Annotated in this window: 24 protein-coding genes; 9 read left to right on the top strand and 15 right to left on the bottom strand. The window is 71.0% G+C overall.

The genetic code is table 11. The features are described from left to right. Window positions 1-126: 126 nt before the first annotated feature. Window positions 127-438, bottom strand: a complete 312-nt coding sequence (locus tag CJ226_RS01580; protein ID WP_025103736.1) for a DUF2277 domain-containing protein — start codon at window positions 436-438, stop codon at window positions 127-129. 100 nt (window positions 439-538) lie between these two features. On the opposite strand from CJ226_RS01580, the gene CJ226_RS18575 reads away from it, so the two are divergent. Next, on the top strand, window positions 539-949 hold the full coding sequence (locus CJ226_RS18575) for a hypothetical protein (RefSeq protein WP_146008186.1): 411 nt from the start codon (window positions 539-541) through the stop codon (window positions 947-949). Window positions 950-1,022: 73 nt separating this feature from the next. On the opposite strand, the gene guaB is transcribed toward CJ226_RS18575, so the two are convergent. After that, on the bottom strand, window positions 1,023-2,525 hold the full coding sequence (gene guaB, locus CJ226_RS01570) for an IMP dehydrogenase (RefSeq protein WP_025103734.1): 1,503 nt from the start codon (window positions 2,523-2,525) through the stop codon (window positions 1,023-1,025). A 316-nt stretch (window positions 2,526-2,841) separates the two neighbouring features. Here guaB and CJ226_RS01565 point away from each other — a divergent pair, with 316 nt between their 5' ends. Genes CJ226_RS01565 through CJ226_RS01550 form a run of 4 tightly spaced genes read left to right on the top strand, consistent with a single transcriptional unit; the run spans window position 2,842 to window position 6,861 of the window. After that, window positions 2,842-4,128 carry a branched-chain amino acid ABC transporter permease gene (locus CJ226_RS01565; protein ID WP_102208115.1) on the top strand — a complete coding sequence of 429 codons (1,287 nt, stop codon included), beginning with the start codon at window positions 2,842-2,844 and terminating at the stop codon, window positions 4,126-4,128. A 3-nt stretch (window positions 4,129-4,131) separates the two neighbouring features. Then, window positions 4,132-5,109 (top strand): branched-chain amino acid ABC transporter permease, encoded by a 978-nt coding sequence (locus CJ226_RS01560; protein WP_102208114.1) that lies wholly within the window; start codon window positions 4,132-4,134, stop codon window positions 5,107-5,109. Further along, window positions 5,099-6,097: an ABC transporter ATP-binding protein gene (locus tag CJ226_RS01555; protein WP_060923109.1), complete on the top strand. Its 999-nt coding sequence runs from the start codon at window positions 5,099-5,101 to the stop codon at window positions 6,095-6,097. Before CJ226_RS01560 ends, CJ226_RS01555 begins: the two co-directional genes overlap by 11 nt. Beyond that, a complete protein-coding gene (locus CJ226_RS01550) occupies window positions 6,094-6,861 on the top strand; it encodes an ABC transporter ATP-binding protein (protein WP_062635852.1) in 768 nt (255 codons plus the stop codon). Before CJ226_RS01555 ends, CJ226_RS01550 begins: the two co-directional genes overlap by 4 nt. 65 nt (window positions 6,862-6,926) lie before the next feature. Here the strand turns inward: CJ226_RS01550 and CJ226_RS01545 are convergent, their stop codons facing one another. The 3 genes from CJ226_RS01545 to groES all read right to left on the bottom strand — a co-directional run bounded on the left by CJ226_RS01545 (window position 6,927) and on the right by groES (window position 9,687). Continuing rightward, window positions 6,927-8,183 carry an ABC transporter substrate-binding protein gene (locus CJ226_RS01545; RefSeq protein WP_062635851.1) on the bottom strand — a complete coding sequence of 419 codons (1,257 nt, stop codon included), beginning with the start codon at window positions 8,181-8,183 and terminating at the stop codon, window positions 6,927-6,929. A 144-nt stretch (window positions 8,184-8,327) separates the two neighbouring features. Next, entirely contained in the window at window positions 8,328-9,260 is a 933-nt protein-coding gene (rarD, locus tag CJ226_RS01540; RefSeq protein ID WP_062635850.1) for an EamA family transporter RarD, read from the bottom strand. Window positions 9,261-9,390: 130 nt separating this feature from the next. Next, window positions 9,391-9,687, bottom strand: a complete 297-nt coding sequence (gene groES / locus CJ226_RS01535) for a co-chaperone GroES (protein WP_017203655.1) — start codon at window positions 9,685-9,687, stop codon at window positions 9,391-9,393. A gap of 156 nt (window positions 9,688-9,843) precedes the next feature. Between groES and CJ226_RS01530 the strand changes: the two genes are divergently transcribed. Continuing rightward, on the top strand, window positions 9,844-11,043 hold the full coding sequence (locus tag CJ226_RS01530) for an SAM-dependent methyltransferase (protein WP_374754508.1): 1,200 nt from the start codon (window positions 9,844-9,846) through the stop codon (window positions 11,041-11,043). Window positions 11,044-11,050: 7 nt separating this feature from the next. Here CJ226_RS01530 and CJ226_RS01525 read toward each other — a convergent pair whose 3' ends face one another. The 10 genes from CJ226_RS01525 to flgN are packed head-to-tail and all read right to left on the bottom strand — an operon-like array spanning window position 11,051 to window position 19,212. Then, entirely contained in the window at window positions 11,051-12,244 is a 1,194-nt protein-coding gene (locus tag CJ226_RS01525; protein ID WP_102208112.1) for a hypothetical protein, read from the bottom strand. Continuing rightward, window positions 12,228-13,301, bottom strand: coding sequence for a hypothetical protein (locus tag CJ226_RS01520; protein ID WP_146008185.1), 1,074 nt, complete (start codon window positions 13,299-13,301; stop codon window positions 12,228-12,230). The genes CJ226_RS01525 and CJ226_RS01520 overlap by 17 nt, the downstream gene beginning before the upstream one ends. 11 nt (window positions 13,302-13,312) lie before the next feature. Continuing rightward, on the bottom strand, window positions 13,313-13,801 hold the full coding sequence (locus CJ226_RS01515) for a hypothetical protein (RefSeq protein WP_102208110.1): 489 nt from the start codon (window positions 13,799-13,801) through the stop codon (window positions 13,313-13,315). Beyond that, a complete protein-coding gene (gene tsaD, locus CJ226_RS01510; protein ID WP_102208109.1) occupies window positions 13,798-14,886 on the bottom strand; it encodes a tRNA (adenosine(37)-N6)-threonylcarbamoyltransferase complex transferase subunit TsaD in 1,089 nt (362 codons plus the stop codon). Before tsaD ends, CJ226_RS01515 begins: the two co-directional genes overlap by 4 nt. Beyond that, window positions 14,883-15,371 carry a ribosomal protein S18-alanine N-acetyltransferase gene (gene rimI, locus CJ226_RS01505; protein WP_062635840.1) on the bottom strand — a complete coding sequence of 163 codons (489 nt, stop codon included), beginning with the start codon at window positions 15,369-15,371 and terminating at the stop codon, window positions 14,883-14,885. The genes tsaD and rimI overlap by 4 nt, the downstream gene beginning before the upstream one ends. Continuing rightward, complete coding sequence (gene tsaB / locus CJ226_RS01500; protein WP_102208108.1) at window positions 15,368-15,985, bottom strand: tRNA (adenosine(37)-N6)-threonylcarbamoyltransferase complex dimerization subunit type 1 TsaB; 618 nt, start codon at window positions 15,983-15,985, stop codon at window positions 15,368-15,370. Before tsaB ends, rimI begins: the two co-directional genes overlap by 4 nt. Window positions 15,986-16,043: 58 nt before the next feature. Further along, window positions 16,044-16,415, bottom strand: coding sequence for a flagellar assembly protein FliW (locus tag CJ226_RS01495; protein ID WP_062635836.1), 372 nt, complete (start codon window positions 16,413-16,415; stop codon window positions 16,044-16,046). Beyond that, window positions 16,412-17,293 (bottom strand): flagellar hook-associated protein FlgL, encoded by an 882-nt coding sequence (flgL, locus tag CJ226_RS01490; protein ID WP_060923324.1) that lies wholly within the window; start codon window positions 17,291-17,293, stop codon window positions 16,412-16,414. The genes CJ226_RS01495 and flgL overlap by 4 nt, the downstream gene beginning before the upstream one ends. A gap of 13 nt (window positions 17,294-17,306) precedes the next feature. Further along, complete coding sequence (flgK, locus tag CJ226_RS01485; protein WP_062635834.1) at window positions 17,307-18,716, bottom strand: flagellar hook-associated protein FlgK; 1,410 nt, start codon at window positions 18,714-18,716, stop codon at window positions 17,307-17,309. Between the two features lie 13 nt (window positions 18,717-18,729). Then, on the bottom strand, window positions 18,730-19,212 hold the full coding sequence (gene flgN / locus CJ226_RS01480) for a flagellar export chaperone FlgN (protein ID WP_025104341.1): 483 nt from the start codon (window positions 19,210-19,212) through the stop codon (window positions 18,730-18,732). A 218-nt stretch (window positions 19,213-19,430) separates the two neighbouring features. Here flgN and CJ226_RS01475 point away from each other — a divergent pair, with 218 nt between their 5' ends. The 3 genes from CJ226_RS01475 to CJ226_RS18375 all read left to right on the top strand — a co-directional run. After that, window positions 19,431-20,234, top strand: a complete 804-nt coding sequence (locus tag CJ226_RS01475) for a sigma-70 family RNA polymerase sigma factor (RefSeq protein ID WP_062635832.1) — start codon at window positions 19,431-19,433, stop codon at window positions 20,232-20,234. An 81-nt stretch (window positions 20,235-20,315) separates the two neighbouring features. Next, on the top strand, window positions 20,316-21,146 hold the full coding sequence (locus tag CJ226_RS01470) for a flagellin (protein WP_062635831.1): 831 nt from the start codon (window positions 20,316-20,318) through the stop codon (window positions 21,144-21,146). Between the two features lie 88 nt (window positions 21,147-21,234). Beyond that, on the top strand, window positions 21,235-21,639 hold a 405-nt coding region (locus CJ226_RS18375; RefSeq protein WP_308409677.1), incomplete at its 3' end, for a flagellar cap protein FliD N-terminal domain-containing protein.

Genomic DNA, 21,639 nt, shown 5'->3' with positions numbered 1-21,639 from the left:
TTGGGGAGATTCCCTGCCGAGGGGATTCGGCGGTGCGACCGCGGTGCCTTCATCACCGGGCCGCAGGGAAAGTCGAGCGGGGTACGTCGATTCTGGCACAGGGCTCCACCCCCGGCCCGCAGCGCTTCAGCCCGCGCGCGCCGCCCGCTTCTCCTCCTGGTAGAGCCGGATCGCCTCGTACCGCTCCGCCGATCGCGCCCGCCTCTTCGCCGCCTGCTCCTCGCGGTTCTTGGGCGGCGCCGAGGTCACGAGATCGTCGAGCAGCCGCCGCGTGGCCACGGCGATCTCGGCCACCGCGCGATCGAAGACCTCGCGGTTCGCCCGCGACGGCGCCGTCGTCCCGGAGATCTTGCGGACGAACTGGAGCGCAGCCTCGCGGCACTCCTCATCGGTGGCCGCGGGCTCGAGGTTGTTCAGAGGCACGATGTTCCGGCACATACCGGCACCGTACGCGCGGCACGGGCACCACGAAAGGGGGATGGCACGCCCGTCCCGCCGTCGCTACGCTCTGGGCTACGACCGGAACCGAGGAGAGATCATGACCGACGCACCGCCGCCCGACGCCCCGCCGCCCTACAACCCGCCGCCGCCCCGCAGCACGCCCTCGCCGTATCCCGCCGCCTCCGCTCCCCCGTCCGGCACCCCCTCCGCGCAGGACGTGCCGACGTCGCCCCCGGGGCGGGTGCTGTCGATCATCGGCCTCGTGCTGGCGTTCCTGCTGCCGCCGGTCGGCCTCATCCTCAGCATCATCGCCGCCGTGCAACTCGGCAAGGCGAAGGCTCCCAAGGGCATCGCGATCGCCGGCATCATCGTCGGCGCCGTCCTGACGATCTTCGCGATCATCGGCATCATCCTGCTGGCGACCGTGCTGGCCGGCGTGATCGGAACGTGCGCCGAGCTCGGCCCCGGGGTCTGGGACGTCGGCGGCGTCACCTACCGCTGCGGCTGACCGCACCGCTAATGATGAGGGGCCGGATGCAGCGCATCCGGCCCCTTTTGTGCGTCCCCCTGCGGGGGCGCGGTCACTTCTTGTAGTTCGGCGCCTCGACGACGATCTGCACGTCGTGCGGGTGCGACTCCTTGAGCCCGGCCGAGGTGATGCGCACGAACTTGCCGCGCTGCTTGAGCTCCTCGATGGTGCGGGCGCCGACGTAGAACATCGACTGCCGCAGGCCGCCGACGAGCTGGTAGGCGACGGCCGAGAGCGGGCCGCGGTAGGGGACCTGGCCCTCGATGCCCTCCGGGATCAGCTTGTCGTCGCTGGGCACGTCGGCCTGGAAGTAGCGGTCCTTCGAGTAGGACGTCTGCTTGCCGCGCGTCTGCATGGCACCGAGCGAGCCCATCCCGCGGTACTGCTTGAACTGCTTGCCCGACTGGAAGACGATCTCGCCCGGCGACTCGTCGGTGCCGGCGAGGAGCGAGCCGAGCATCACGGCGTCGGCACCGGCGACGAGCGCCTTCGCGATGTCGCCCGAGTACTGCAGGCCGCCGTCGGCGATCACCGGGACGCCGGCGGGGCGCGCCGCGAGCGAGGCCTCGTAGACGGCGGTGACCTGCGGCACGCCGACACCGGCGACCACGCGGGTGGTGCAGATCGAGCCGGGGCCCACGCCCACCTTGACCGCGTCGACACCGGCGTCCACCAGCGCCTGCGCGCCCTCGCGGGTGGCGACGTTGCCGCCGATCACGTCGATGTGGGCGAACGACTCGTCGGCCTTGAGACGCTTGACGAGGTCGATCACGCCCTGCGACTGCCCGTTGGCGGTGTCCACGACGAGCACGTCCACTCCGGCGTCGCGGAGGGCCTCGGCGCGCTCCCACGCGTCGCCGAAGAAGCCGATCGCCGCGCCCACCCGCAGCCGGCCCTGGTCGTCCTTGGTGGCGAGCGGGTACTTCTCGCTCTTGTCGAAGTCCTTGATGGTGATGAGTCCGGCGAGCTTGCCGTCCTCATCGATGAGGGGCAGCTTCTCGACGCGGTGCTTCGCGAACAGCGCGATGACCTCGCCCGCGGCGACGCCGACGGGGGCGGTGACGAGGTTCTCCCTCGTCATGACGTCCTTGACGAACGTGCTCTGACGCTCGAAGCCGGAGACGAAGCGCATGTCGCGGTTCGTGATGATGCCCACCAGGCGACCCTCGTCGTCCACGACCGGGAGACCGGAGATCCGGTACTTGGCGCACAGCGCGTCGACCTCCTCCACCGTCGCGTCCTGCGTCGTGGTGATCGGGTCGGTGATCATGCCGGACTCGCTGCGCTTCACGCGGTCGACGTGCGCGGCCTGGTCGGCGATCGAGAGGTTGCGGTGCAGGATGCCGATGCCGCCCTCCCGAGCCATGGCGATCGCCATGCGGGATTCGGTCACCGTGTCCATCGCGCTGGAGAGCAGCGGCGTCGCGACGGAGATCCGTCGGGTGATCCGGGACGACGTGTCGGCCTCACTGGGGATGACGTCGGTGTGCCCGGGGAGCAGCAGCACGTCATCGTAGGTCAGTCCGACGAAGCCGAAGGGATCGTGCTGGTCCATGGAATCTCCTCCTGCGCGAGTGGCGCGGATCCGGGTGCGAATGGGGGGTCGACGTCGGCCGGTGCGCGGGCGTGACCCGTATGGAGATTCTAAGCGAGACACGCCCGAGAACATTCCCAGGGCCCCGTCGTTACCGGACCGTTGGCCGGGACGATAGGTGATTCGCCGATCGCCCATTACGCTCAAGTGCGTCGTCCATCCCCGCGGTTCGACCCGAGCCCGCGGAGACAGCACTCACAGTGGAGGTTGCGTGGGACCCACAGCACTCGCCGGACCGCGAAAGCGCCCTTGGGCCTTCGCCTTCTTCGGAATCCTGATGGCGCTCGCGGCATCGCTCCTGCTCCCTCCCTCAGCGGCCTCCGCCGAGACCACGGACGACGGGCAGGAGGTCACCGACTTCTACTTCGCCGGTGTCGTCACCGACGGCGACGAGCCCGTCGAGGGCGTCGTCATGACGATCGAGGGCAACGGCTTCGACGCCGAGACCGAGACGGACGCCGAGGGCAAGTGGCGCCTCTACGTGCCGGAGAAGGAGACGTACACCCTCACGGTGGACGAGTCCACGCTTCCGGACGGCGTGATCGTCGACGCGACGCAGCTTCCCGAGGGCATCCAGCCCGTCGCCGGTACGACCGCCTCGTTCGAGCTGGAGTTCGGTCTCACCGGGACGAAGATCGTCAACCTCTTCCTCGGCGAAGGCGAGCGGGTGACCGTCTCCTTCCTCGATCAGCTCCTGTCGCGCCTGGTGGGCGGTCTGAACTTCGGCCTCCTGCTGGGGCTCGCCTCGATGGGCGCCGCGCTCATCTACGGCACCACCCGGCTGTCCAACTTCGCGCACGGCGAGATGGTGACGTGGGGTGCGGTGATCACCCTCGTCGTCACCTCCTTCTGGCAGCTCCCGCTGTGGGCCGGCATCATCGTCGCGGTCATCGGCGGCGCGGCGCTCGGCTGGGCGCTGGACGCCGGCATCTGGAAGCCGCTGCGGCGGCGCGGTCTGGGCGTCGTCCAGCTCATGATCGTCAGCATCGGCCTCTCGCTGGCCCTGCGCTACGGCCTGCAGTACATCATCGGCGGCAACACCTACCAGCTGCCCGGCGCGAGTCCGGAGCCGATCCGCCTCGGTCCGATCTCCCTGTCGTACATCGACATGATCGGCATGGCCACGAGCATCATCGTGATCCTCGGCGTCGCGTTCTTCCTCACCCGCACCCGCATCGGGAAGGCGACGAGGGCGATCTCGGACAACCCGCAGCTCGCCGCCGCCTCCGGCATCGACGTGGACAAGGTCATCCGCGTCGTCTGGATCCTCGCCGGCACGCTGGCCGCGATCTCCGGCATCCTCTGGGCCTACTTCCGCCCCGGCGTGAAGTGGGACATGGGCATGCAGATGCTGCTGCTGATGTTCTGCGCCATCACGCTCGGCGGTCTCGGCTCCGCGATCGGCGCGCTGATCGGCTCGATCATCGTCGGTCTCGCCGTCGAGGTCTCCACACTCCTCGGGGTGCCTACCGACCTCAAGTACGCCAGCGCCCTCGTCGCGCTGATCATCATCCTGCTCGTGCGACCGCAGGGCATCCTCGGACGCAAGGAAAGGTTGGGCTGACGCATGGACTTCGGAAGCATCTTCGGCAACACCGCCTCCTACCTGTTCAGCCCGACGACGATCGCCTACGCGCTCGCGGCCACCGGCCTCGCGGTGCACTTCGGGTACACGGGTCTGCTCAACTTCGGCATGGCGGCGTTCATGGCGATCGGCGGCTACGGCTACGCGATCTCCATCCTCACCTTCGGATTCCCGTGGTGGCTGGGCGTGCTCGTCGGCCTGACCGGCGGTGCGCTCTTCGCCCTGCTGCTGGGCATCCCGACCCTGCGGCTGCGCGCCGACTACCTCGCCATCGCGACCATCGCGGCCGCAGAGGTCGTGCGCCTGATGTTCGTCACGGAGCTCTTCAAGGACTGGACGAACTCCGCGGGCGGTCTGTCCGGGTACCACCAGAGCTTCCGCGACGCCAACCCGTTCCCGCCGGGGACGTACGGCTTCGGCCCGTGGACGTACAACGCCAACGACCTCTGGGTACGGGTGTTCGGACTGCTCACCCTCGCTCTGACGGTCCTCGTGGTCTGGGCGCTCATGCGCAGCCCGTGGGGCCGGGTGCTCAAGGGCATCCGCGAGGATGAGGACGCCGTGCGCTCGCTCGGCAAGAACGTCTTCGCCTACAAGATGCAGGCCCTCGTGGTGGGTGGCGTGATCGGTGCGCTGGGCGGCATCGTCTTCGTCCTGCCGTCGGCGGTCATCCCCGGCAGCTACTCCACGTCGCTGACGTTCTTCCTGTGGACGATCCTGCTCCTCGGCGGCGCGGCCACGGTGTTCGGCCCGACGCTCGGCGCCGTGCTCTTCTGGGTGGTGTTCGCCTTCCTCGGCGCGCTCCTCCCCGCGATGGCCACGGCCGGCTACCTGCCCATGACGAGCGCTCAGGCCGACGTGGTGCGCTACATCCTCATCGGCATCGTGCTGATGCTGATCGTCGTGTTCCGCCCGCAGGGCATCCTGGGGAACAAGAGGGAGATGACCTTTGTCAAGTGAGAACGACGCGGCCGTCACGCCCGCGAAGAGCGCTCCCCGCGCGAAGACCACCGGCCTCGCCGCGGGTCCTGCCGCCCCCGGAGTCAAGAAGGTCGACCCGATCCTCGTCGTGGACGCCGTGCAGCGGCGCTTCGGCGGCCTGACCGCGGTCGACGTCGATCACCTCGAGATCCCCCGCGGCGCCATCACGGCGCTCATCGGCCCCAACGGTGCCGGCAAGACCACGCTGTTCAACCTCCTGTGCGGCTTCGACAAGCCCAACAGCGGGACGTGGTCCTACGACGGCAAGAACCTGTCCGGCATCCCGTCGTTCAAGGTCGCCCGGATGGGACAGGTGCGCACCTTCCAGCTCACCAAGTCGTTGTCGCTGCTGACCGTGCTGGAGAACATGAAGCTCGGCGCGAAGGACCAGCGCGGCGAGGGCTTCTGGGCAGGCCTGTTCCCCTTCCTCTGGCGGAAGCAGGAGCAGGAGATCGAGCAGCGCGCGCACGAACTCCTCGTGCGCTTCAAGCTCGACGCCAAGGAGCAGGACTTCGCAGCGTCGCTCTCCGGCGGTCAGCGCAAGCTGCTGGAGATGGCCAGGGCCCTCATGAGCGACCCGAGCCTCGTCATGCTCGACGAGCCGATGGCCGGGGTGAACCCCGCCCTCACCCAGTCGCTCCTCGATCACATCCTCGACCTCAAGGACCTCGGGATGACCGTGCTCTTCGTGGAGCACGACATGCACATGGTCCGTCACATCGCCGACTGGGTGGTCGTGATGGCCGAGGGGCGCGTGGTGGCCGAGGGGCCGCCGGAGACCGTCATGGAGGATCCCGCGGTGGTGGACGCCTACCTCGGTGCCCATCAGGACGTGGACCTCGGTGCCGTCACCGGCCGTCTCCCGGTGATCTCCGACGCCGATGCGGAGCGCATCCGCGAGCAGATCGAGACGGAGGTCGAGGCCGAGGTCGAGGCCGAGGACGCCGCCGAGGAGGACAAGGCATGAGCACCGCAACCCCCGCCGAAAGCGCCGCCCGGCCCGATGATGTCGTCGTTGAGCTCAAGGACGTGCACGCCGGCTACCTTCCGGGAGTCAACATCCTCAACGGCGCGAACCTCGTCGCCCGCCAGGGTGAGCTCATCGGCATCATCGGCCCGAACGGCGCCGGGAAGTCGACCCTCCTCAAGGCGATCTTCGGCATGGTGAACGTCCGCGAGGGCGACATCACGGTCAAGGGCGAGAGCATCGTCGGCCTCAAGGCCGACAAGCTCGTGCGCCGCGGTGTGGCCTTCGTGCCGCAGACGAACAACGTGTTCCCGTCGCTCACCATCCAGGAGAACCTGGAGATGGGCCTCTACCAGAACCCGAAGATCTTCGCGGAGCGGCTCGAGTTCGTCAGCAGCATCTTCGCCGAGATCGGCAAACGCCTGAAGCAGCGTGCCGGCTCGCTCTCCGGCGGTGAGCGGCAGATGGTGGCCATGTCCCGCGCGCTCATGATGGACCCCTCGGTGCTGCTGCTCGACGAGCCGTCCGCCGGCCTCTCCCCCGTGCGGCAGGACGACGCCTTCATCCGCGTCTCCGACATCAACAAGGCGGGCGTCACGACGATCATGGTCGAGCAGAACGCCCGGCGGTGCCTGCAGATCTGCGACCGCGGCTACGTGCTCGACCAGGGCAAGGACGCCTACGAGGGCACCGGCCGGGAGCTGCTGAACGACCCGAAGGTCATCGGCCTCTACCTCGGCACCCTCGGGACCGACGCGGCCTGAGACACGGCCCAGGAACGACGAGGGCCCCGGATGCCGACGCATCCGGGGCCCTCGTCGTCGCTGCGTTACTTGATGCGCGAGGTGACGTTCTCGGAGTCGAACTCGTAGACGCCGATGGCAGCGCCCTTCGGGTCGTTGTTCTCGTCGAACGTGATCTCACCGGAGAGGCCGTCGTAGTCCGGCGTGCCGCCGTCGTTGATGATCGCGGCGCAGTCGGCGAAGTTGTCGCACTTCTCGCCGTCGCCGTCACCACCGGAGACGGTGATCATCTCCGCGGCGATGTCCGGGCCTTCGACCGAGCCGGCCTTCAGCGCGGCCAGAGCGATCAGCACCACCGCGTCGTAGGCCTCGGACGAGTACGTCACGGCGTCGATCGGGTCGTTGCCCTCGGCCGTCCAGACCGCGTTCAGCTGGTCGAGGAAGTCCTGCGGAAGCTCGGCGCCGGCGCGGGTGCCCTTCGAGCCCTCGAGGCTGATCGGGATGTCGGTACCCCAGTCCTTGAGGTTGCCGTCGACGAGGTACAGCGAGCCCGTGTCGACCCCGGCGTTGCCGAGCAGCGGAGCGATGGTCGCGAACTGGTCGTAGGAGACCACGGCGACCGCATCCGGATTGGCCGCGGCGATCTCCGAGACCTGCGCGTTGAACTGACCGTCGCCCTGGTTGTACGAGGCGTCGGCGACGACCTCGCCGCCGGTGCTCTCGAACGTGGCCTTGATCGCCTCGAACAGACCCGTGCCGTAGGGGTCGTTCTGGTAGATGATGCCCAGCGTCTTGTGGCCGTCCTCGGCGATCTCGTTGCCGAGGACCTCGCCCTGGAGGTTGTCGCTCGGGGCGGTGCGGAAGTACATCGGGTTGATGCCCGTGAAGTCCGGCGAGGTGTTGGACGGGGACACCGTCAGGATGTCCGCGCCCGCGTTGCCGTCGAGGATGAGCTTGGTGACGCTGGAGGACGCCGCGCCGATCATGGCGGTGATGCCGTCGTTGCGCAGGTTGGTGATGGAGGTCTCGTAGGCCTTGTTGTCGAGGTCGCCCTCGTCGGCCGTGCTGAGGTCGATCGTGATGCCCGCGTCGGCCTCGTTGATCTGGTCCACGGCGAGCTGGACGCCGGCCTCCATCGGCGCGCCCAGGAACGCGAGCGTACCGGTGGCGGGCAGCAGTGAGCCGAGCTTGAGCGTCAGGTCGGCGGCGGGCTTGTCGCCACCCCCGTCCGACGGCTCCGCGTCCGGCGTGCTGCTGCAGCCCGCGATGATGAGGGCGGAGGCGCTGACCAGCGCGATCCCGGCGAAGATCCTCGCGCTGCGCGAGCCCTTCAGTGCGTTCATGATGCTCCCTTGCGTAAACGAACGTGGACGGTGACCACAGTCGGGTGCTCTAACACTAGGGCGTGCACCCCGCGCGCAGGAGGGGCAAGTATCTCGGTGCGTTAACGATCCAGGACCGCTGTTTCCGCCTGTGGGCGGGCGGGATCAGGGCACCGCCGCGGGGGTGTCCCGCCGGCCGCGCCGCGCGGCGAGCAGCAGATCGACGACGAAGACCCCGATCGCGATCCACACCAGGACGAACCCGATCCAGCGCTCCGGCGGCATCGGCTCGTGCAGCACGACGACCCCGATCACGAACTGCAGGATCGGGGTGAGGAACTGCAGCATGCCGATGACGGTGAGATCGACGCGACGCGTGCCGGCCGCGAACAGCAGCAGGGGGACGGCCGTCGCCACTCCCGCGAACGCGAGCAGCACGGCATGCGGCCAGCCCGCAGTCCCCATGGTCAAACCGGCCGGCGTCGTCGCCACGATCACAAGCTGCACCACCGCGATGGGGATCAGCCAGAACGACTCGAGCGTCAGCCCGCTGACCGCGTCGACGGCGGGGCCGATCTTCTTCTTGAGGAGCCCGTACAGGCCGAAGGAGGCCGTGAGCGTCAAGGCGATCCAGGGGACGTGGCCGTACGCCACGACGATGACCACGACCGCGATGGCCGCGATCCCGACGGCCGCCCACTGCAGCCGGCGGAGGCGCTCCTTGAGCACGAAGACGCCGAGCAGAACCGTCGTGATCGGGTTGATGAAGTAGCCGAGCGCCGTCTCCACCACGTTCCCGCTCAGCGTGCCGAGGACGAAGACCTGCCAGTTGACGTAGATGAGAAGGCCGGCCAGGGCCGTCCACCCCAGCAGCCGCGGACTCCGGACGATGGCGAGGAAGGCGGCCCATCCCCTCATGACCGTGAGCAGCAGGAGGCAAAAGACGAAGGAGAGCAGCACCCGCCAGGCCACGACCTCCCAGGGACCGGTGGGCTGCAGGAGGAGGAAGTAGAGCGGCAGGACGCCCCACAGCAGATACGCGCTGCCGGCGTAGGCGACGCCCGCCGTCCGGGTGGCGCGGGTCGTCTCAACAGTCACCGCACAACCCTATGCCTGCGCCGCCGGGCGACGCGCCGTTCGGGACGCAGAAGAGGGCCCGGATGCCGAAGCATCCGGGCCCTCTTCGGACCGGGTTCCGTCCGGCGAGCGGAGGGAACCGGGTGTGCGATCAGCGGACGACGACCGCCAGGACGTCGCGAGCCGACAGGACGAGGAACTCGTCCGCGCCGAACTTCACCTCGGTGCCGCCGTACTTGCTGTAGAGCACGCGGTCGCCGACGGCGACGTCGAGCGGAACGCGGTTGCCGTTGTCGTCGATACGGCCGGGGCCGACCGCCACGACCTCGCCCTCCTGGGGCTTCTCCTTGGCGGTGTCGGGGATGACCAGGCCACTCGCGGTGGTCTGCTCGGCCTCGACCTGCTTGATGACGATGCGGTCCTCGAGCGGCTTGATGGAAACCGACACGGTCTACCTCTTCTTTCTTGACGCTGACACGAAAGACTCGTTCGCACTCTCAACCCGAGAGTGCTAATGCCAGTGTAGGCGGTCGGCTGGCACTCATGCAATGCGAGTGCCAACCCCGATCCGGCGGCGACCGCGTCCTAGGGTGGGAGGGTGGAGATGTCCGAGCTGCGCGCCCTGCTGACCCCTGCCGGCCTCGAGCTGCTCGATGCGCTCGGGCCGGTCACCTCCACCGCCGAGGCGGCGACCGCGGTCTCCCGACTGCGGGCCGCCGGACACTCCCCCGACCTCGTCTCCGCCGTCGTCGGCCAGGCGCACCTGCGAGCCAAGGCCACGGCGAAGTTCGGCCCCTTCGCCGCCCGCATGCTGTTCACCCGCGCGGGCCTCGAGCAGGCCACCCGCCTCGGGGTGGCCGCCCGCCACGCCCAGCGGATCCGCCGGGCCGGCCTCACGAGTGTCGCCGACCTCGGCTGCGGGATCGGCGGCGACGCCCTCGCATTCGCCGGCGCCGGACTGGCGGTGCACGCCGTGGATGCCGACGAGGTGACCGCGGCCCTCGCCGCCTACAACCTCGCCCCGTTCGGCGACGACGCCACGGTGCGCCACGCGACCGCGGAGGAAGCGCTCGGAGAACCGGTCCCCGGCCAGGCGATCTGGATGGACCCCGCCCGCCGCACCTCCGGGCACAGCGAGACCCGGCGCGTCTCCGCCGACGACTACTCGCCGTCGCTCGACTGGGCGTTCGCCGTCGCCGCGCAGCGCCCCACCGGGATCAAGCTCGGCCCCGCCCACGACCGCGACGCCCTGCCCGCGGACGCGGAGACGCAGTGGGTCAGCGCCGACGGGAGCGTGGTCGAGCTCGTGGTGTGGTCGCGCGAGCTCGCGAGGGAAGGGGTGCGGCGCTCCGCCCTCGTCATCCGCGGCGAGCGCTCGCACGAGCTCACCGGATCCGCGGATGCCGAGGATGCTCCGGTCCGTGCGCTCGGGGCCTTCCTCCACGAGCCGGACGGGGCCGTCATCCGGGCCCGGCTCATCGGCGACGTCGCCCGCAGCCTCGACGCGGGGATGCTCGATCCGCGCATCGCATACCTGACCTCCGACGCCGCCCTGACGAGCCCGTTCGTGCAGTCCTTCCGCGTCCGGGAGGCGCTGCCGATCACGCCGAAGACGATCAACGCGGCCCTGAAGGCCCACGGCATCGGCCGCATCGAGATCAAGAAGCGCGGGGTGGACGTCGATCCGGCGGCCTTCCGGCGCAAGCTGACCCTGCGCGGCGACGCCGAGGCGACCCTGATCCTCGCCCGGTTCGGCGATCAGCGCCGCGCGATCCTCGCCGACCGGGTGCCCGCCGCGGACTGAGTGCCCGTCAGCCCTCCGGGTCGCGGCCCGGGATGTCGACGCGGATCGGATCCCCGGGCGGCCCGGTGGTCACGAGGTAGGAGTCGCCGGAAAGCGTCCTCGCCGCGGTCGATGCGGTCGTCACGGTGAGGTAGGGCACCTGCCTGCGAGTGAACGCCACCTCCAGAACGGAGACGGAGAGGACCTCTCCCGATGTCTGCTCGGTGTCCACGACCTGCACGCCGAGGCCTGTCTCGATCGCCTCCGACATCGCCGCGCACTGCCGTGAACCGTCGACGTCGACGATGAGGCATCGCTGAGTGGGGCCTTCCTCCGACGCGCGGTCACCGAGCCAGACCGGCTGCCCCCGGAAGGACCCGAGGAGCGTGAGACCGAGCGTGTAACCGTCGTCGATCAGCTCCTTCGCCCTGGGGCGGTGCTCGGCACCGAACTGGTCGACCAGTGCCGAGGACTGCCCCCAGCGCTGGATGCTCACCATCGGCTCGTCCGTGGTGGAGAACAGCATGGTCGCGGTGATGCTGTCCACGGCGTAGGCATCTCCCTCGTCGGCTGCCGCCGGCCCGGGCACGGCGATCGAGGCGTAGAGGCCCGGGGCCACTTCTCCCTTCGGCAGACACGTAAACGCGGAGTCGGCGCCGGCATCGAGGATCAGACACCGCGTCTCCCCGGCGTCCTGCGTGGCGAACCAGGCGAGAGCCCCCTCCGCCTCCCCCACAGGGCGGACGGATCCGGGGTCGTAGCCCGAGTCGGCGAGTTCGGTCCGCCGGTCCTCCTGCGCCTCCGTCAGAGGGAACGCGTCCGACCGCGGGGCGAACAGCGCCCACCCGGCCCCCACGCCGATCGCGAGGAGAGCCGCCGACGCCACGAGTACCTTCGCGAGACCGCGGCGGTTCGCGGCCGGTGCCTCGGACGCCGAGACGTCCTCCGGGTTCTCCGGCGCGGCGTCTTCCGCGACCGGCTCGCCCTCCGGCGCCGGGAGAGCGTCCGCGACCTCCTTCCCACCGCCGGGGTCCGGGGATGCGGACGTCGCCGGTTCCTCGGACGCGGACAGGGCTGCGCGGCGACGCTCCGCCTGGAGCTCCTGCAGCCGGAGGGCCGCGGCAGCGTCGAGCCCGCCGTCACGGCCGTATGCCGCACGCTCCAGTGCCCTGCGCTCCGCGTCGTCGGCTCCGGACTGCGGTCGGTCAGTCTCCTCCCGCACCGACGTCGCTCCCTTCTCGGATGATCGTGAACGACGGCAGTCCGGCTCCGGTCGGCAGCTCGTAGGTCGTCACTCCCCCGGTCTCCGCATCGGTCACCTGCAGTCGCAGCCGCCCCTCGTGCTCCTGCAGAGTCTCACTCTCCTCGCAGGCCATCGGCGCGTCGGACGTCGACCCGTCGTAGACGAGGCAATGCCGCCCCGCCCCCTGCGCAGACGCCGTCCACACGGGGACGTCGCCGTCGTATCCGACGATCCATATCGAGTTCGGGTCGAACCCCTCCTCCGCCAGGCGTCGGGCGGTGCGGGTCTCTTCCTCGGTCGCGTAGGTGATGCCGCTGCCGCGGTCCGACCCGAACTCCGAGACGCCGACGCTCACCGCGGGCTCCCCGTCGCGAGTGAGAAGGAGCTGCGCCGAGACCTGCCTCGTGATGTCCTCGTCACGGTGCGTCGTCACCTCGCCCCACAGCCCTTCCTTCTGGACGTCTTCGCGCCGATTGCAGCTCGGCGTCGTGCTCTCCGCCGATCCGAGGACCAGGCAGACGCTCGCTCCGCCGTTCTTCGTCGCCATCCAGATGACCGCGCCCTCCTCCGCCGCGACGGCGCGCACCGATCCGGGGTCGTACGTCCCGGATGCGACGAGCTCGGACTGCCATCCCTGCTGCTCGGCGCTGAGCGCGACGGCGGCACCGCCGGTCCGGCCGAAGGCGAGCCACCCGATGCCGACCCCGAGGAGGACCATGACGACCGCGGCGAGCACGAGCATCCCGCGCGAACGAGCCCGCGCCTCCCTCAGGGCCGGGCCGTCGGTCCGGGCGGCGCCGTCCGTGGGCTCTTCGTCCGGCACCACGGGCGCGTCGTCTCCTGTCGGAGTCTCGCCGTCGTCCTGGACGGTGGCGACGGACTCCCGGGAGGGCGTGCTCGGTCCCGGAGACGGACGCCGCCGAGCATCGTCGAGCTGTCGCAGGCGCGCGGCCTCCGTGTCCGTGAGGCCTCCGCCGGGGCCGAAGGCCTTGCGCTGCAGGGTCCTGCGCTCCTCGACATCGTCGTCGTCCGTCATGACCATCCCGCCTAGCCGAGTCTCTCGAACTGCATCCCCGCCCAGACCAGCCATCCGAGGCTGTACACGGTCGCGCACAGCCCCAGCACGAGCGCCCAGCGGGCGATCGCGCGGTTCTCGACGGGGCGACGCAGCGACATGATGGCCGCGATCACCGCGACGACCGCGACCGGGATCCCCCAGCCCACGAAGAACGATGCGCCGAGCGCGACGATCGCCGCAAGCAGCGCCCACGGCGCCAGCCGCGTGTCGTCCACGGGCACGGGCTCGGGCTCGGACGCCGGCTCCCACGCGTCCTCCTCCCCGTGGTCGAGGTCGGGCCCGCTGACGACCACCGGCTCGATGCCCACCGGACCCGTGGGGAGCTTCGTATAGCCCTCCCGAGGAGCTCCGGGAAGGCGCGCGGTCCCGGCCGGGCGCTCGACCTGCCCGCTCGCGCGCTCGACCCGCGCACGGGGCGTGGCCCCGTCCGGTTCCGGTTCCTGCGCGAGCCCGGTCACGCCGGCACCGCCTCCGCGACCTGGATCTCCGTGACCGGCAGCGTCGAGTCCGCGCCGAAGCGGAGCGTCGAGGCGGGACGCCCCGAGGCGATGAGCTCGGCGGCGAGCGCGGCGATCATGGCGCCGTTGTCCGTGCAGAGGGACAGCGGCGGGATGCGCACGGTGACCCCGGCCTCGGCGGCCCTGGACAGCGCGACCTCGCGGAGCCGGCGGTTCGCGATCACGCCGCCGCCGAGCAGCAGGCGCGGCACCCCGAGGTCGGCGCAGGCGTTGAGCGCCTTGGTGACGAGGACGTCGACGACGGCCTCCCGGAAGCTCGCGGCGACGTCGGCGATCGGCAGCTCGCGCGCGTCGGCGCCCGCGGCGGCGTTCTCCGCCTCGAAGCGCTCGACCCAGCGGGCGACGGCGGTCTTCAGCCCGGAGAACGAGAAGTCGTAGCGATGCTTCGCGAGGTCGGAGGCACGCGAGAGCCCGCGCGGGAAGCGGATCGCGTCCGGGTCTCCGCCGACCGCGGCCCGGTCGATCTCGGGGCCGCCGGGATACGGCAGGGACAGCAGCCGGGCGACCTTGTCGAACGCCTCGCCCGCGGCGTCGTCCACGGTCTCCCCGAGCAGCTCGACATCGGTCGTGAGGTCGCGCACGTGGAGCAGGGACGTGTGGCCGCCCGAGACCAGCAGCGCGATCGTCGGGTACTCCAGCGGCGCCGCATCCGGGGTGAGGATGTCGGCCGCGATGTGGCCGACGAGGTGGTTGACCGCATACAACGGCTTGTCCAGGGCGACCGCGAGTCCCTTCGCCGCTCCCACGCCGACCATGAGCGCTCCGGCGAGGCCGGGGCCGCTCGTCACCGCCACCGCATCGAGGTCGGCGAGACGGACGTCGGCCTCGGCGAGGGCGGCGTCGATGGCCGGCTGCAGGGCCTCGAGGTGCGCGCGGGCGGCGACCTCCGGCACGACGCCGCCGTACCGGGCGTGCTCGTCCATGCTGGAGGCGATCGTGTTGGACAGCAGCGTGCGCCCCCGCACGATGCCGATGCCGGTCTCGTCGCAGCTCGTCTCGATGCCGAGCACCAGGGGCTCACTCATGCGGTCGCCTCCTCCGGCGTATCGGCGGGCGCCGGGTGGCGGCGCAGGTCCAGACGCATCACGATCGCGTCGACGTCGTCCGGCTGATAGTAACGGGGGCGCCTGCCGATCTCCTCGAAGCCCTCCGCGCGGTACAGCCCCTCGGCCGCCGGGTTGTCGGCGCGCACCTCGAGGAACACCTCGTGCGCGCCCCGAGCGGCAGCCGTCCGCAGCAGGGCACGCAGCAGCGCGCGCCCGCGTCCCTGCCCCCGGACCTCGGCGAGGAGGGCGATGGTCTGGATGTCGGCGTCCGCGCCGCCCTGCAGGGCTCGGACTCCGCCGTAGCCGACGATCGCCCCGTCCAGCTCGTCGACGAGGTACCGCCCGTGCGGGCTCGCCAGCTCGCTCGCCATGGTCTCCCGGCTCCACGCGTCGGTCGGGAACGAGCGCTGCTCGATGGCCATGATCGCGTCGAGGTCGTCCGGCCTGGCGTCCCGGAGGGTCATGCGCCCACCTTCTTCAGGGCACCGGGCAGGGTGACGTCCGGATGCCGCAGGTAGAGCGGCTCCTCGCCGGCCAGGACCCGGCCGGCGGCGAGCGCCCGCGCCCCCACCCGGGCGAGGTCGACCGCGGACAAGGTCGCCACTTCCACCCGGCGGAGGCCCGCGAGATGCTCGTCGGCGTCGGCGGCGCGCACGAGCACCGTGTCGGCGATCGTGCGCGGGATCCCGTCCTCGTCCTGCCCGTCGAACACGGTGACGGCGACCTCGCGGCGGCGGGCGTCGGTGACGACGGCGAACGGCCCGGTCACGGTGGCCTGGATCGTGAGAGCGGCCGCCGTGTGGCTCGGGACCGGGACGACGGGGACACCGCGGCCGAGGGCGAACGCCCGCGCGGTCGCGATGCCGATGCGCAGCCCGGTGAACGGGCCGGGGCCCATTCCGGCCACGACGTGCGTGATGCCGTCGGACCCGCCCTCGCGGAGCACGTCGCGCACCAGGTCGCCGATCACCTCGGCGTGGCCCAGCGGGTCGGCGGTACCGGCCTCGGCACGACGCGTCCCGTCCGGGTCGATGAGGGCGACGGCGGTGCCAAGGGAGGTGTCGACGGCGAGGATCACCTCTCCAGGGTAGTCGTCACCCCGCCCGTCTCGGCCGGTGCCGCGGCCCCTGCGCGGGTCAGCCCAGCGGCGCCCGCACGGGGTAGTCCTGGCCTTCGAGGATGACCTGCGTCGCCGCTCCCGTCGCCCGGTTCACGACGACCGGCGCCAGCAGGTTGACGCTGACGCCCTCGGCGGCGGGGTGGGCGACCACGAGCACGAAGGCGTCGTCCGCCGAGGAGAGAGCGAGATCGGCGACCTGCGCGTCCGTGAGGGTCGGCGCGTACTCCGTGAGGACGGTGTTCGGGTCGACCAGGTAGAGCCGCAGGGCGTCGTCCTCGACCGCCCGCATCGCGAAGAGCCCGTCCGCGCCCTCGACCGGTGCGAGGGCGAAGTCCACATGGGGGGACAGTCCGGGCGGCGGGGCCGTGAAGGTGAGCGCGGCGGTCATCGCAGGAAGTCCATCAGCGACGGCTGCAGCACGCGCGCGTTCACCGCGAGCGCCGAGCGGTACACGAGCTCCTGCGCCTGCAGGCGGATGAGCACTTCGACCGAGTCGACGTCCTCGACCGCGGCGCGGCGGGACTCGAGGGACACGGAATTCTGCACTGCCGCCTCCTTGGCGCGTTCGATCTGAGCCTGCCTGGTGCCGACCGCGCCCTGCACGCCCAGCATCGCCGTGCGGCGGTCGTCGATCTCCGCGAGCCGTGGTCCGACGTTGGTGCCGGAGCGGAGGTCGGCGACGATGCGGTCGACGAGGGCGAACACCGAGTCGTCGCCCGTGCCGAACACCGCCGCCCCGTCGGTGTCGACGCGGACGGCTGCCGCATCGGACACACGTCGCGTGACCTCGGAGCCGGCGACACCGCTGTACGAGTAGTCGGCGGCGAAGGCCGCCGTGTCCGAGGTGCCCGCGAACACGGACCGCCCGAGCAGCCGGGTGTTCGCCTGCGAGAGCAGCTCATCGCGGATGCCCTCCAGCTCCACCGCGAGGGCCTCCTTCGCCGCGGCGTCCAGCGCCCCGTCGTTCGCTCCCTGCGCGGTGAGGTCCCGTACCCGTGAGAGCAGCGAGGTGCTCGAGGTGATCGCCGTGTCGGCCGCGGTCACCCACGCCAGGCCGTCGTCGATGTTGCGCGCATACTGCTCGGTGCGCCGCTGCTCGGCGTGCAGGGCGAGGGCGGCTGCGGCGGCGGCCGGATCGTCCGAGGGCGCGGCGAACGCCTTCTGCGACGTGGCCTGCTCCTGCAGACGGGCGAGCTCCGACAGGTTGGACTGCAGCTGGCGCATCGCCGTCTGCGTCATCGTGGTCTGGGTCACGCGAGAGATCATGGGGCTCCTCCGGTCAGCGTCCGACGACGCCCGTGCGGTTGATGAGGACGTCGAGGGCCTCGTCGACGGCGGTGAGCACGCGGGCCGCCGCCTGATAGGCGGTCTGGTAGGTGAGGAGGCTGATCGTCTCCTCGTCGCCGTCCACGGCCGCGACCGACTGCTGGGCGCCGGCGGCGCCGACCGCCGCCGCATCCGACACCTTCGCACGCTGCACATCGGCCGCGGTGGCGACGCCGAAGCGCGTCACCTGGTCGGTCCACAGCGCATCCGGAGAGGTCGCCCGCTGCCCGATCTGGGAGATGAGGTCGGCGTTGGTCGCGTCCTTGGAGCCTGCTCCGCGGGCGGCGAGGGCCAGGTCGGCCGCCGAGGTGACGGCCACCTGCAGCCCGAGCGCGGCGGAGCCGGTCGCCGGCAGCGTGAAGAAGTCGCCCCCGGCTTGTCCGGACGTCGTGACACCGGCGCGGTGCTGCGCGTTGAGCGACTCCGCGAGCGCCGTGGCCACCCGGTCGTACGTGGCGGCGAGCTGTGCCAGCATCCCGCCGTCGGCGGCCGGGGCGAGCACCGCGAGCGAGCCGCCGAGCTCTCCGCCGTCGAGCACGAGGGGAAGATCCGGCACCGACTCCCAGACCACGCCGACGCGAGGTGCGCCGTCGATCGTCGCCGCACCGGTCAGGGCGAGGCGACGCGCGTCGCCCCCGGAGACCAGGGCGTTGCCGCCGAGGCGGACCGTGAGCGTGCCGTCCGCCTCCACCGTCGCGGTGCCGCCGGCGAGCCGGGCCACGTCCTCGGCGAGCAGGTTGCGGCGGTCGGTGAGCTCGTTGGCCGAGCGGCCCGAGGCCAGAGCATCGCGGATCTCGGTGTTCAGCACCGCGATCTGGTCGGCCGCGGCGTTGACCTGGCTGACGGTGCGCTCGGCCGTTCCCCGTGCGGCCGTCCACTGCGCGGCGACGGTGCGATAGCCGCCGGAGATGTGGGCGGCGAGCTCCTTCGCCGACTCCAGGATGCTCGCGGCCGCGGCCCCCGAGTCGGGAGTGTTGGCGAGATCCTGCCACCCCGCCCAGAAGTTCGTCAGCCGGTTCGCGAGGCCCTTGTCCGTCGGCTCCGCGAGCGCCGACTCGGCGGTCGTCGCGGCGAGCGCGCGGGTGGCCCAGTAACCGGAGGCGCCGAGGGTGTCGCGGACGCGGGCGTCGAGCAGCGCGTCGCCGAGTCGGGACACCCCGTCGATGGAGACGCCGTGTCCAGGGAGCGCGCCCATGCTGAAGCGCCCCGTCTGCGCGACGGCGGCGATCGAGGACGTCTCGACGCGCTGCCGCGTGTACCCCTCGGTCTTCTGGTTGGCGATGTTCTGCCCCACCACATCCATGCCCCGCCGGGCGGCGGCGAGGCCGCTGGCGGCGGTGGTCAGTCCACTGAAGGTCGACATGAATCCCTCTCGGTCACATCTCGGTGTCGATGATGCGGGCGGCGTCCTCGCGGGCGCGGTCGCCGCGGGTGGTGTATTCGCCGCTCTCCTGGCCGAGAGCGGCGATGGTCTCCTGGGTGGCGCGGAGCACTCCGCTGAGCTGCTCCGCGGCGGCGTCGCGCATCTGCTCGACCTCCGCCGTCAGCTTCACGAGCGCGCGCATGTGGTCGGTGAAGACGTCGCCCCAGGCCCCGTCCGGGGCGTGCTCGATGAGCTGGCCGATCGTGGCGTCCTGAGGAGCCCCCCACTCCTCGGCGACGCCGGCGACCTCGACGGCCCTGGCCAGGCTCGCGGCGCGCAGGCGGTCGAGCACCTGATCGATCTCCCTGGCCGCGAACTGGATCCAGTGCGACCGGCCGGCGGCGAGCAGCAGCTGTTGCTCGTCGAGCTTGAAAAGCAGCATCTCGAGCAGCTCGCGCTCGCGCCACAGCTGCATCGATAGTTCGTTGGCTCCCATGATCCCCTTGTCCCCAGCGATCCCCCGCCCCACGCAGGTGCGACCGGCCCGCCTGTTAACGGTTCATAAATCTCTATCGGCCACCGCGCCCCTAAGGTTACTATGTGGACTGGCGGCGGTTAGTGCTCCCCATGGACATATCCCGGACCTTGTGATATGACCATCTACCCCTCGCCATGGAGCTTCCGGAGTGCATCCAGAGAGGTGGATCATCCCCCATGTCGTCGCGCGCTGAGCGCAACCGCCTCGTCGAGGCCAACCTCCCCCTGGTCGGCTACCTCGCTGCAGACACCCATGCTCGGGCTACCCATATCCCCCGCGAAGAGCTCGCCGCCGTCGGCGCGCTCGCCCTCGTGACCGCCGCCGACGCCTATGACCCCGCGCTCGGCGTCCCTTTCGGCGCATACGCCCGCCGCCGCATCCTCGGCGCGTTCGCCGACGAGATGCGCGCCATGGACTGGGCGTCCCGCGGCATCCGCAAGCGCATCAAGGAGACCGTCGCCGTGCGCGACACCCTCACCGCCGCCCTCGGTCGCACGGCGACCGCCACCGAGATCGCCACCGCCATGGGCTCCCCCAAGGAGGCGGTCGTGGAGGCCCTCGCCGACGCCGCGCGCACCGTCGCCCCGCTCGACGACCCCGCCACCCGGGACCTCGTCGCCGACATCCCCCTGCCGGAGGAGTCTGCGCTGGTCGGCGAGCGACGAGAGGTGCTCGAGCACGCCATCGGCGCCCTGCCCGAGCGCATGCGGCGCATCGTCGTGGCCGTCTACGTCGAGGAGCGCCCCGTCAAGGAGATCGCCGAGGAGCTGGGCGTCACCCACTCAGCCGTCTCGCAGCAGCGGGCGGAGGCCGTGCGCCTGCTCCGCGATGCCCTGGATCGCTACTTCGCCGAGGGCGGCACCGAGACCACGACCACCACCCGCGTCTCGCCCGCCGCCCGCGACGCCTACTTCGGCCGCATCGCCGAGGCCGCCGGCGTCCGGATCGGCGACGTCTTCCGCGCCGCCGCCCCCGCCTAACGCGTCCGCATCCTCCGCCGATAGGTGAGGGCAGGAGACCACGGATGGTCTCCTGCACAACACATCACGGAGGAAACCCTCATGGGTATGCAGATCAACACCAACGTGGGCGCGCTCAACGCCTACCGCAACCTGTCCAACACGCAGAACGACCTGTCGAAGTCGCTCGAGAAGCTCTCGAGCGGTCTGCGCATCAACCGTGCCGCGGACGACGCCGCCGGCCTCGCGATCTCCGAGGGCCTGCGTTCGCAGGTCAACGGCCTGAACGTCGCGGCCCGCAACGCCCAGGACGGCATCTCGGTCATCCAGACCGCAGAAGGCGCCCTGACCGAGGTGCACTCCATCCTGCAGCGCGTGCGCGACCTGACCAACCAGGGCGCGAACGACTCGAACAACGCGAAGTCGCGCGAGGCCATCCAGACCGAGATCGGCGCCCTGGCCGACGAGCTCACCCGGATCGCCGACAGCACGAACTTCAACGGCATCAAGCTGCTCTCGGGCGGCACGACGCTGACGTTCCAGGTGGGTGCGGGCGCGGTCGCCGCCGAGGACCAGATCTCGGTCAAGCTGACCGACTTCGACGGCCTCGGTGCGGCGATCGACACCCTCGCGGCCGGCATGACGGACGCGGCGTCGTACGGTGCGGCGCTCGCCGGCATCGACACGCAGATCCAGGCGGTCTCGACCGCACGTGCCGGCTACGGTGCGCTGCAGAACCGCTTCGAGTCGACCATCAACAGCCTCAACGTGTCGGCCGAGAACCTCGCCGCCGCCGAGAGCCGCATCCGCGACACCGACATGGCGTCCGAGATGGTCAAGTTCACGTCGGCGAACATCCTGTCGCAGGCGGGAACGGCCATGCTGGCCCAGGCCAACCAGGCCAACCAGGGCGTGCTCCAGCTGCTGCGCTGATCCGCGCCGCCGCACGGAATCACTCCGGGGGTCCGGGTGACGGCTTCGGCCGTCGCCCGGGCCCCGCCGCACACAGAAGGGAAGCCGCATGTCGCTCTCGCTCGACGGCCTCGTGTCGGGGCTCAAGACCACCGAGGTCATCAAGGCCCTCATGGACGTGCACGCCATCCCCCGCACGCTGCTCAAGGCCAAGATCGACGACAAGAACGTCGTCATGACGCAGCTGCGCACCCTCAACACGGCCGTGCAGAACCTCGCCGCCGCCGCCGAGAAGGCCGCAGCGCCCGGCGGTCTCGACCGCTTCACCGGCAGCGCGTCGTCCGAGTCGGTGAAGGTCGCCCTGCGCACCGGCGCGGCGCCCGTGTCGACCGACATCGTCGTCGATCGCCTCGCCCAGGCGCACACGGTGGTCTCCGCGTCCGCGAGCCGCTGGCCCGCCGACCCGCCCGTCCTGACGCTCGAGGACGCCACGGGGAAGCGCGTCCAGGTGCAG

The sequence above is a fragment of the Microbacterium sp. UMB0228 genome (assembly GCF_002871415.1).
Taxonomy (GTDB): Bacteria; Actinomycetota; Actinomycetes; order Actinomycetales; family Microbacteriaceae; genus Microbacterium.
The sequence above is the reverse complement of the archived record's forward strand: the minus strand, read 5'-3'. Positions and strand labels throughout refer to the sequence as shown.

What these genes read in the sequence shown, in the direction of transcription:
- CJ226_RS01530 (WP_374754508.1), top strand. Translation starts at nt 9,844, where the DNA reads ATGTCCGAGCTGCGCGCCCTGCTGACCCCTGCCGGCCTCGAGCTGCTC.
- rimI (WP_062635840.1), bottom strand. Translation starts at nt 15,371, where the DNA reads ATGACCCTCCGGGACGCCAGGCCGGACGACCTCGACGCGATCATGGCC.
- tsaD (WP_102208109.1), bottom strand. Translation starts at nt 14,886, where the DNA reads ATGAGTGAGCCCCTGGTGCTCGGCATCGAGACGAGCTGCGACGAGACC.
- flgL (WP_060923324.1), bottom strand. Translation starts at nt 17,293, where the DNA reads ATGATCTCTCGCGTGACCCAGACCACGATGACGCAGACGGCGATGCGC.
- CJ226_RS01545 (WP_062635851.1), bottom strand. Translation starts at nt 8,183, where the DNA reads ATGAACGCACTGAAGGGCTCGCGCAGCGCGAGGATCTTCGCCGGGATC.
- CJ226_RS01560 (WP_102208114.1), top strand. Translation starts at nt 4,132, where the DNA reads ATGGACTTCGGAAGCATCTTCGGCAACACCGCCTCCTACCTGTTCAGC.
- flgN (WP_025104341.1), bottom strand. Translation starts at nt 19,212, where the DNA reads ATGGGAGCCAACGAACTATCGATGCAGCTGTGGCGCGAGCGCGAGCTG.
- CJ226_RS18575 (WP_146008186.1), top strand. Translation starts at nt 539, where the DNA reads ATGACCGACGCACCGCCGCCCGACGCCCCGCCGCCCTACAACCCGCCG.
- guaB (WP_025103734.1), bottom strand. Translation starts at nt 2,525, where the DNA reads ATGGACCAGCACGATCCCTTCGGCTTCGTCGGACTGACCTACGATGAC.
- CJ226_RS01550 (WP_062635852.1), top strand. Translation starts at nt 6,094, where the DNA reads ATGAGCACCGCAACCCCCGCCGAAAGCGCCGCCCGGCCCGATGATGTC.
- CJ226_RS01580 (WP_025103736.1), bottom strand. Translation starts at nt 438, where the DNA reads ATGTGCCGGAACATCGTGCCTCTGAACAACCTCGAGCCCGCGGCCACC.
- flgK (WP_062635834.1), bottom strand. Translation starts at nt 18,716, where the DNA reads ATGTCGACCTTCAGTGGACTGACCACCGCCGCCAGCGGCCTCGCCGCC.
- CJ226_RS01475 (WP_062635832.1), top strand. Translation starts at nt 19,431, where the DNA reads ATGTCGTCGCGCGCTGAGCGCAACCGCCTCGTCGAGGCCAACCTCCCC.
- CJ226_RS01470 (WP_062635831.1), top strand. Translation starts at nt 20,316, where the DNA reads ATGGGTATGCAGATCAACACCAACGTGGGCGCGCTCAACGCCTACCGC.
- CJ226_RS01520 (WP_146008185.1), bottom strand. Translation starts at nt 13,301, where the DNA reads ATGACGGACGACGACGATGTCGAGGAGCGCAGGACCCTGCAGCGCAAG.
- CJ226_RS01565 (WP_102208115.1), top strand. Translation starts at nt 2,842, where the DNA reads ATGGCGCTCGCGGCATCGCTCCTGCTCCCTCCCTCAGCGGCCTCCGCC.
- CJ226_RS01495 (WP_062635836.1), bottom strand. Translation starts at nt 16,415, where the DNA reads ATGACCGCCGCGCTCACCTTCACGGCCCCGCCGCCCGGACTGTCCCCC.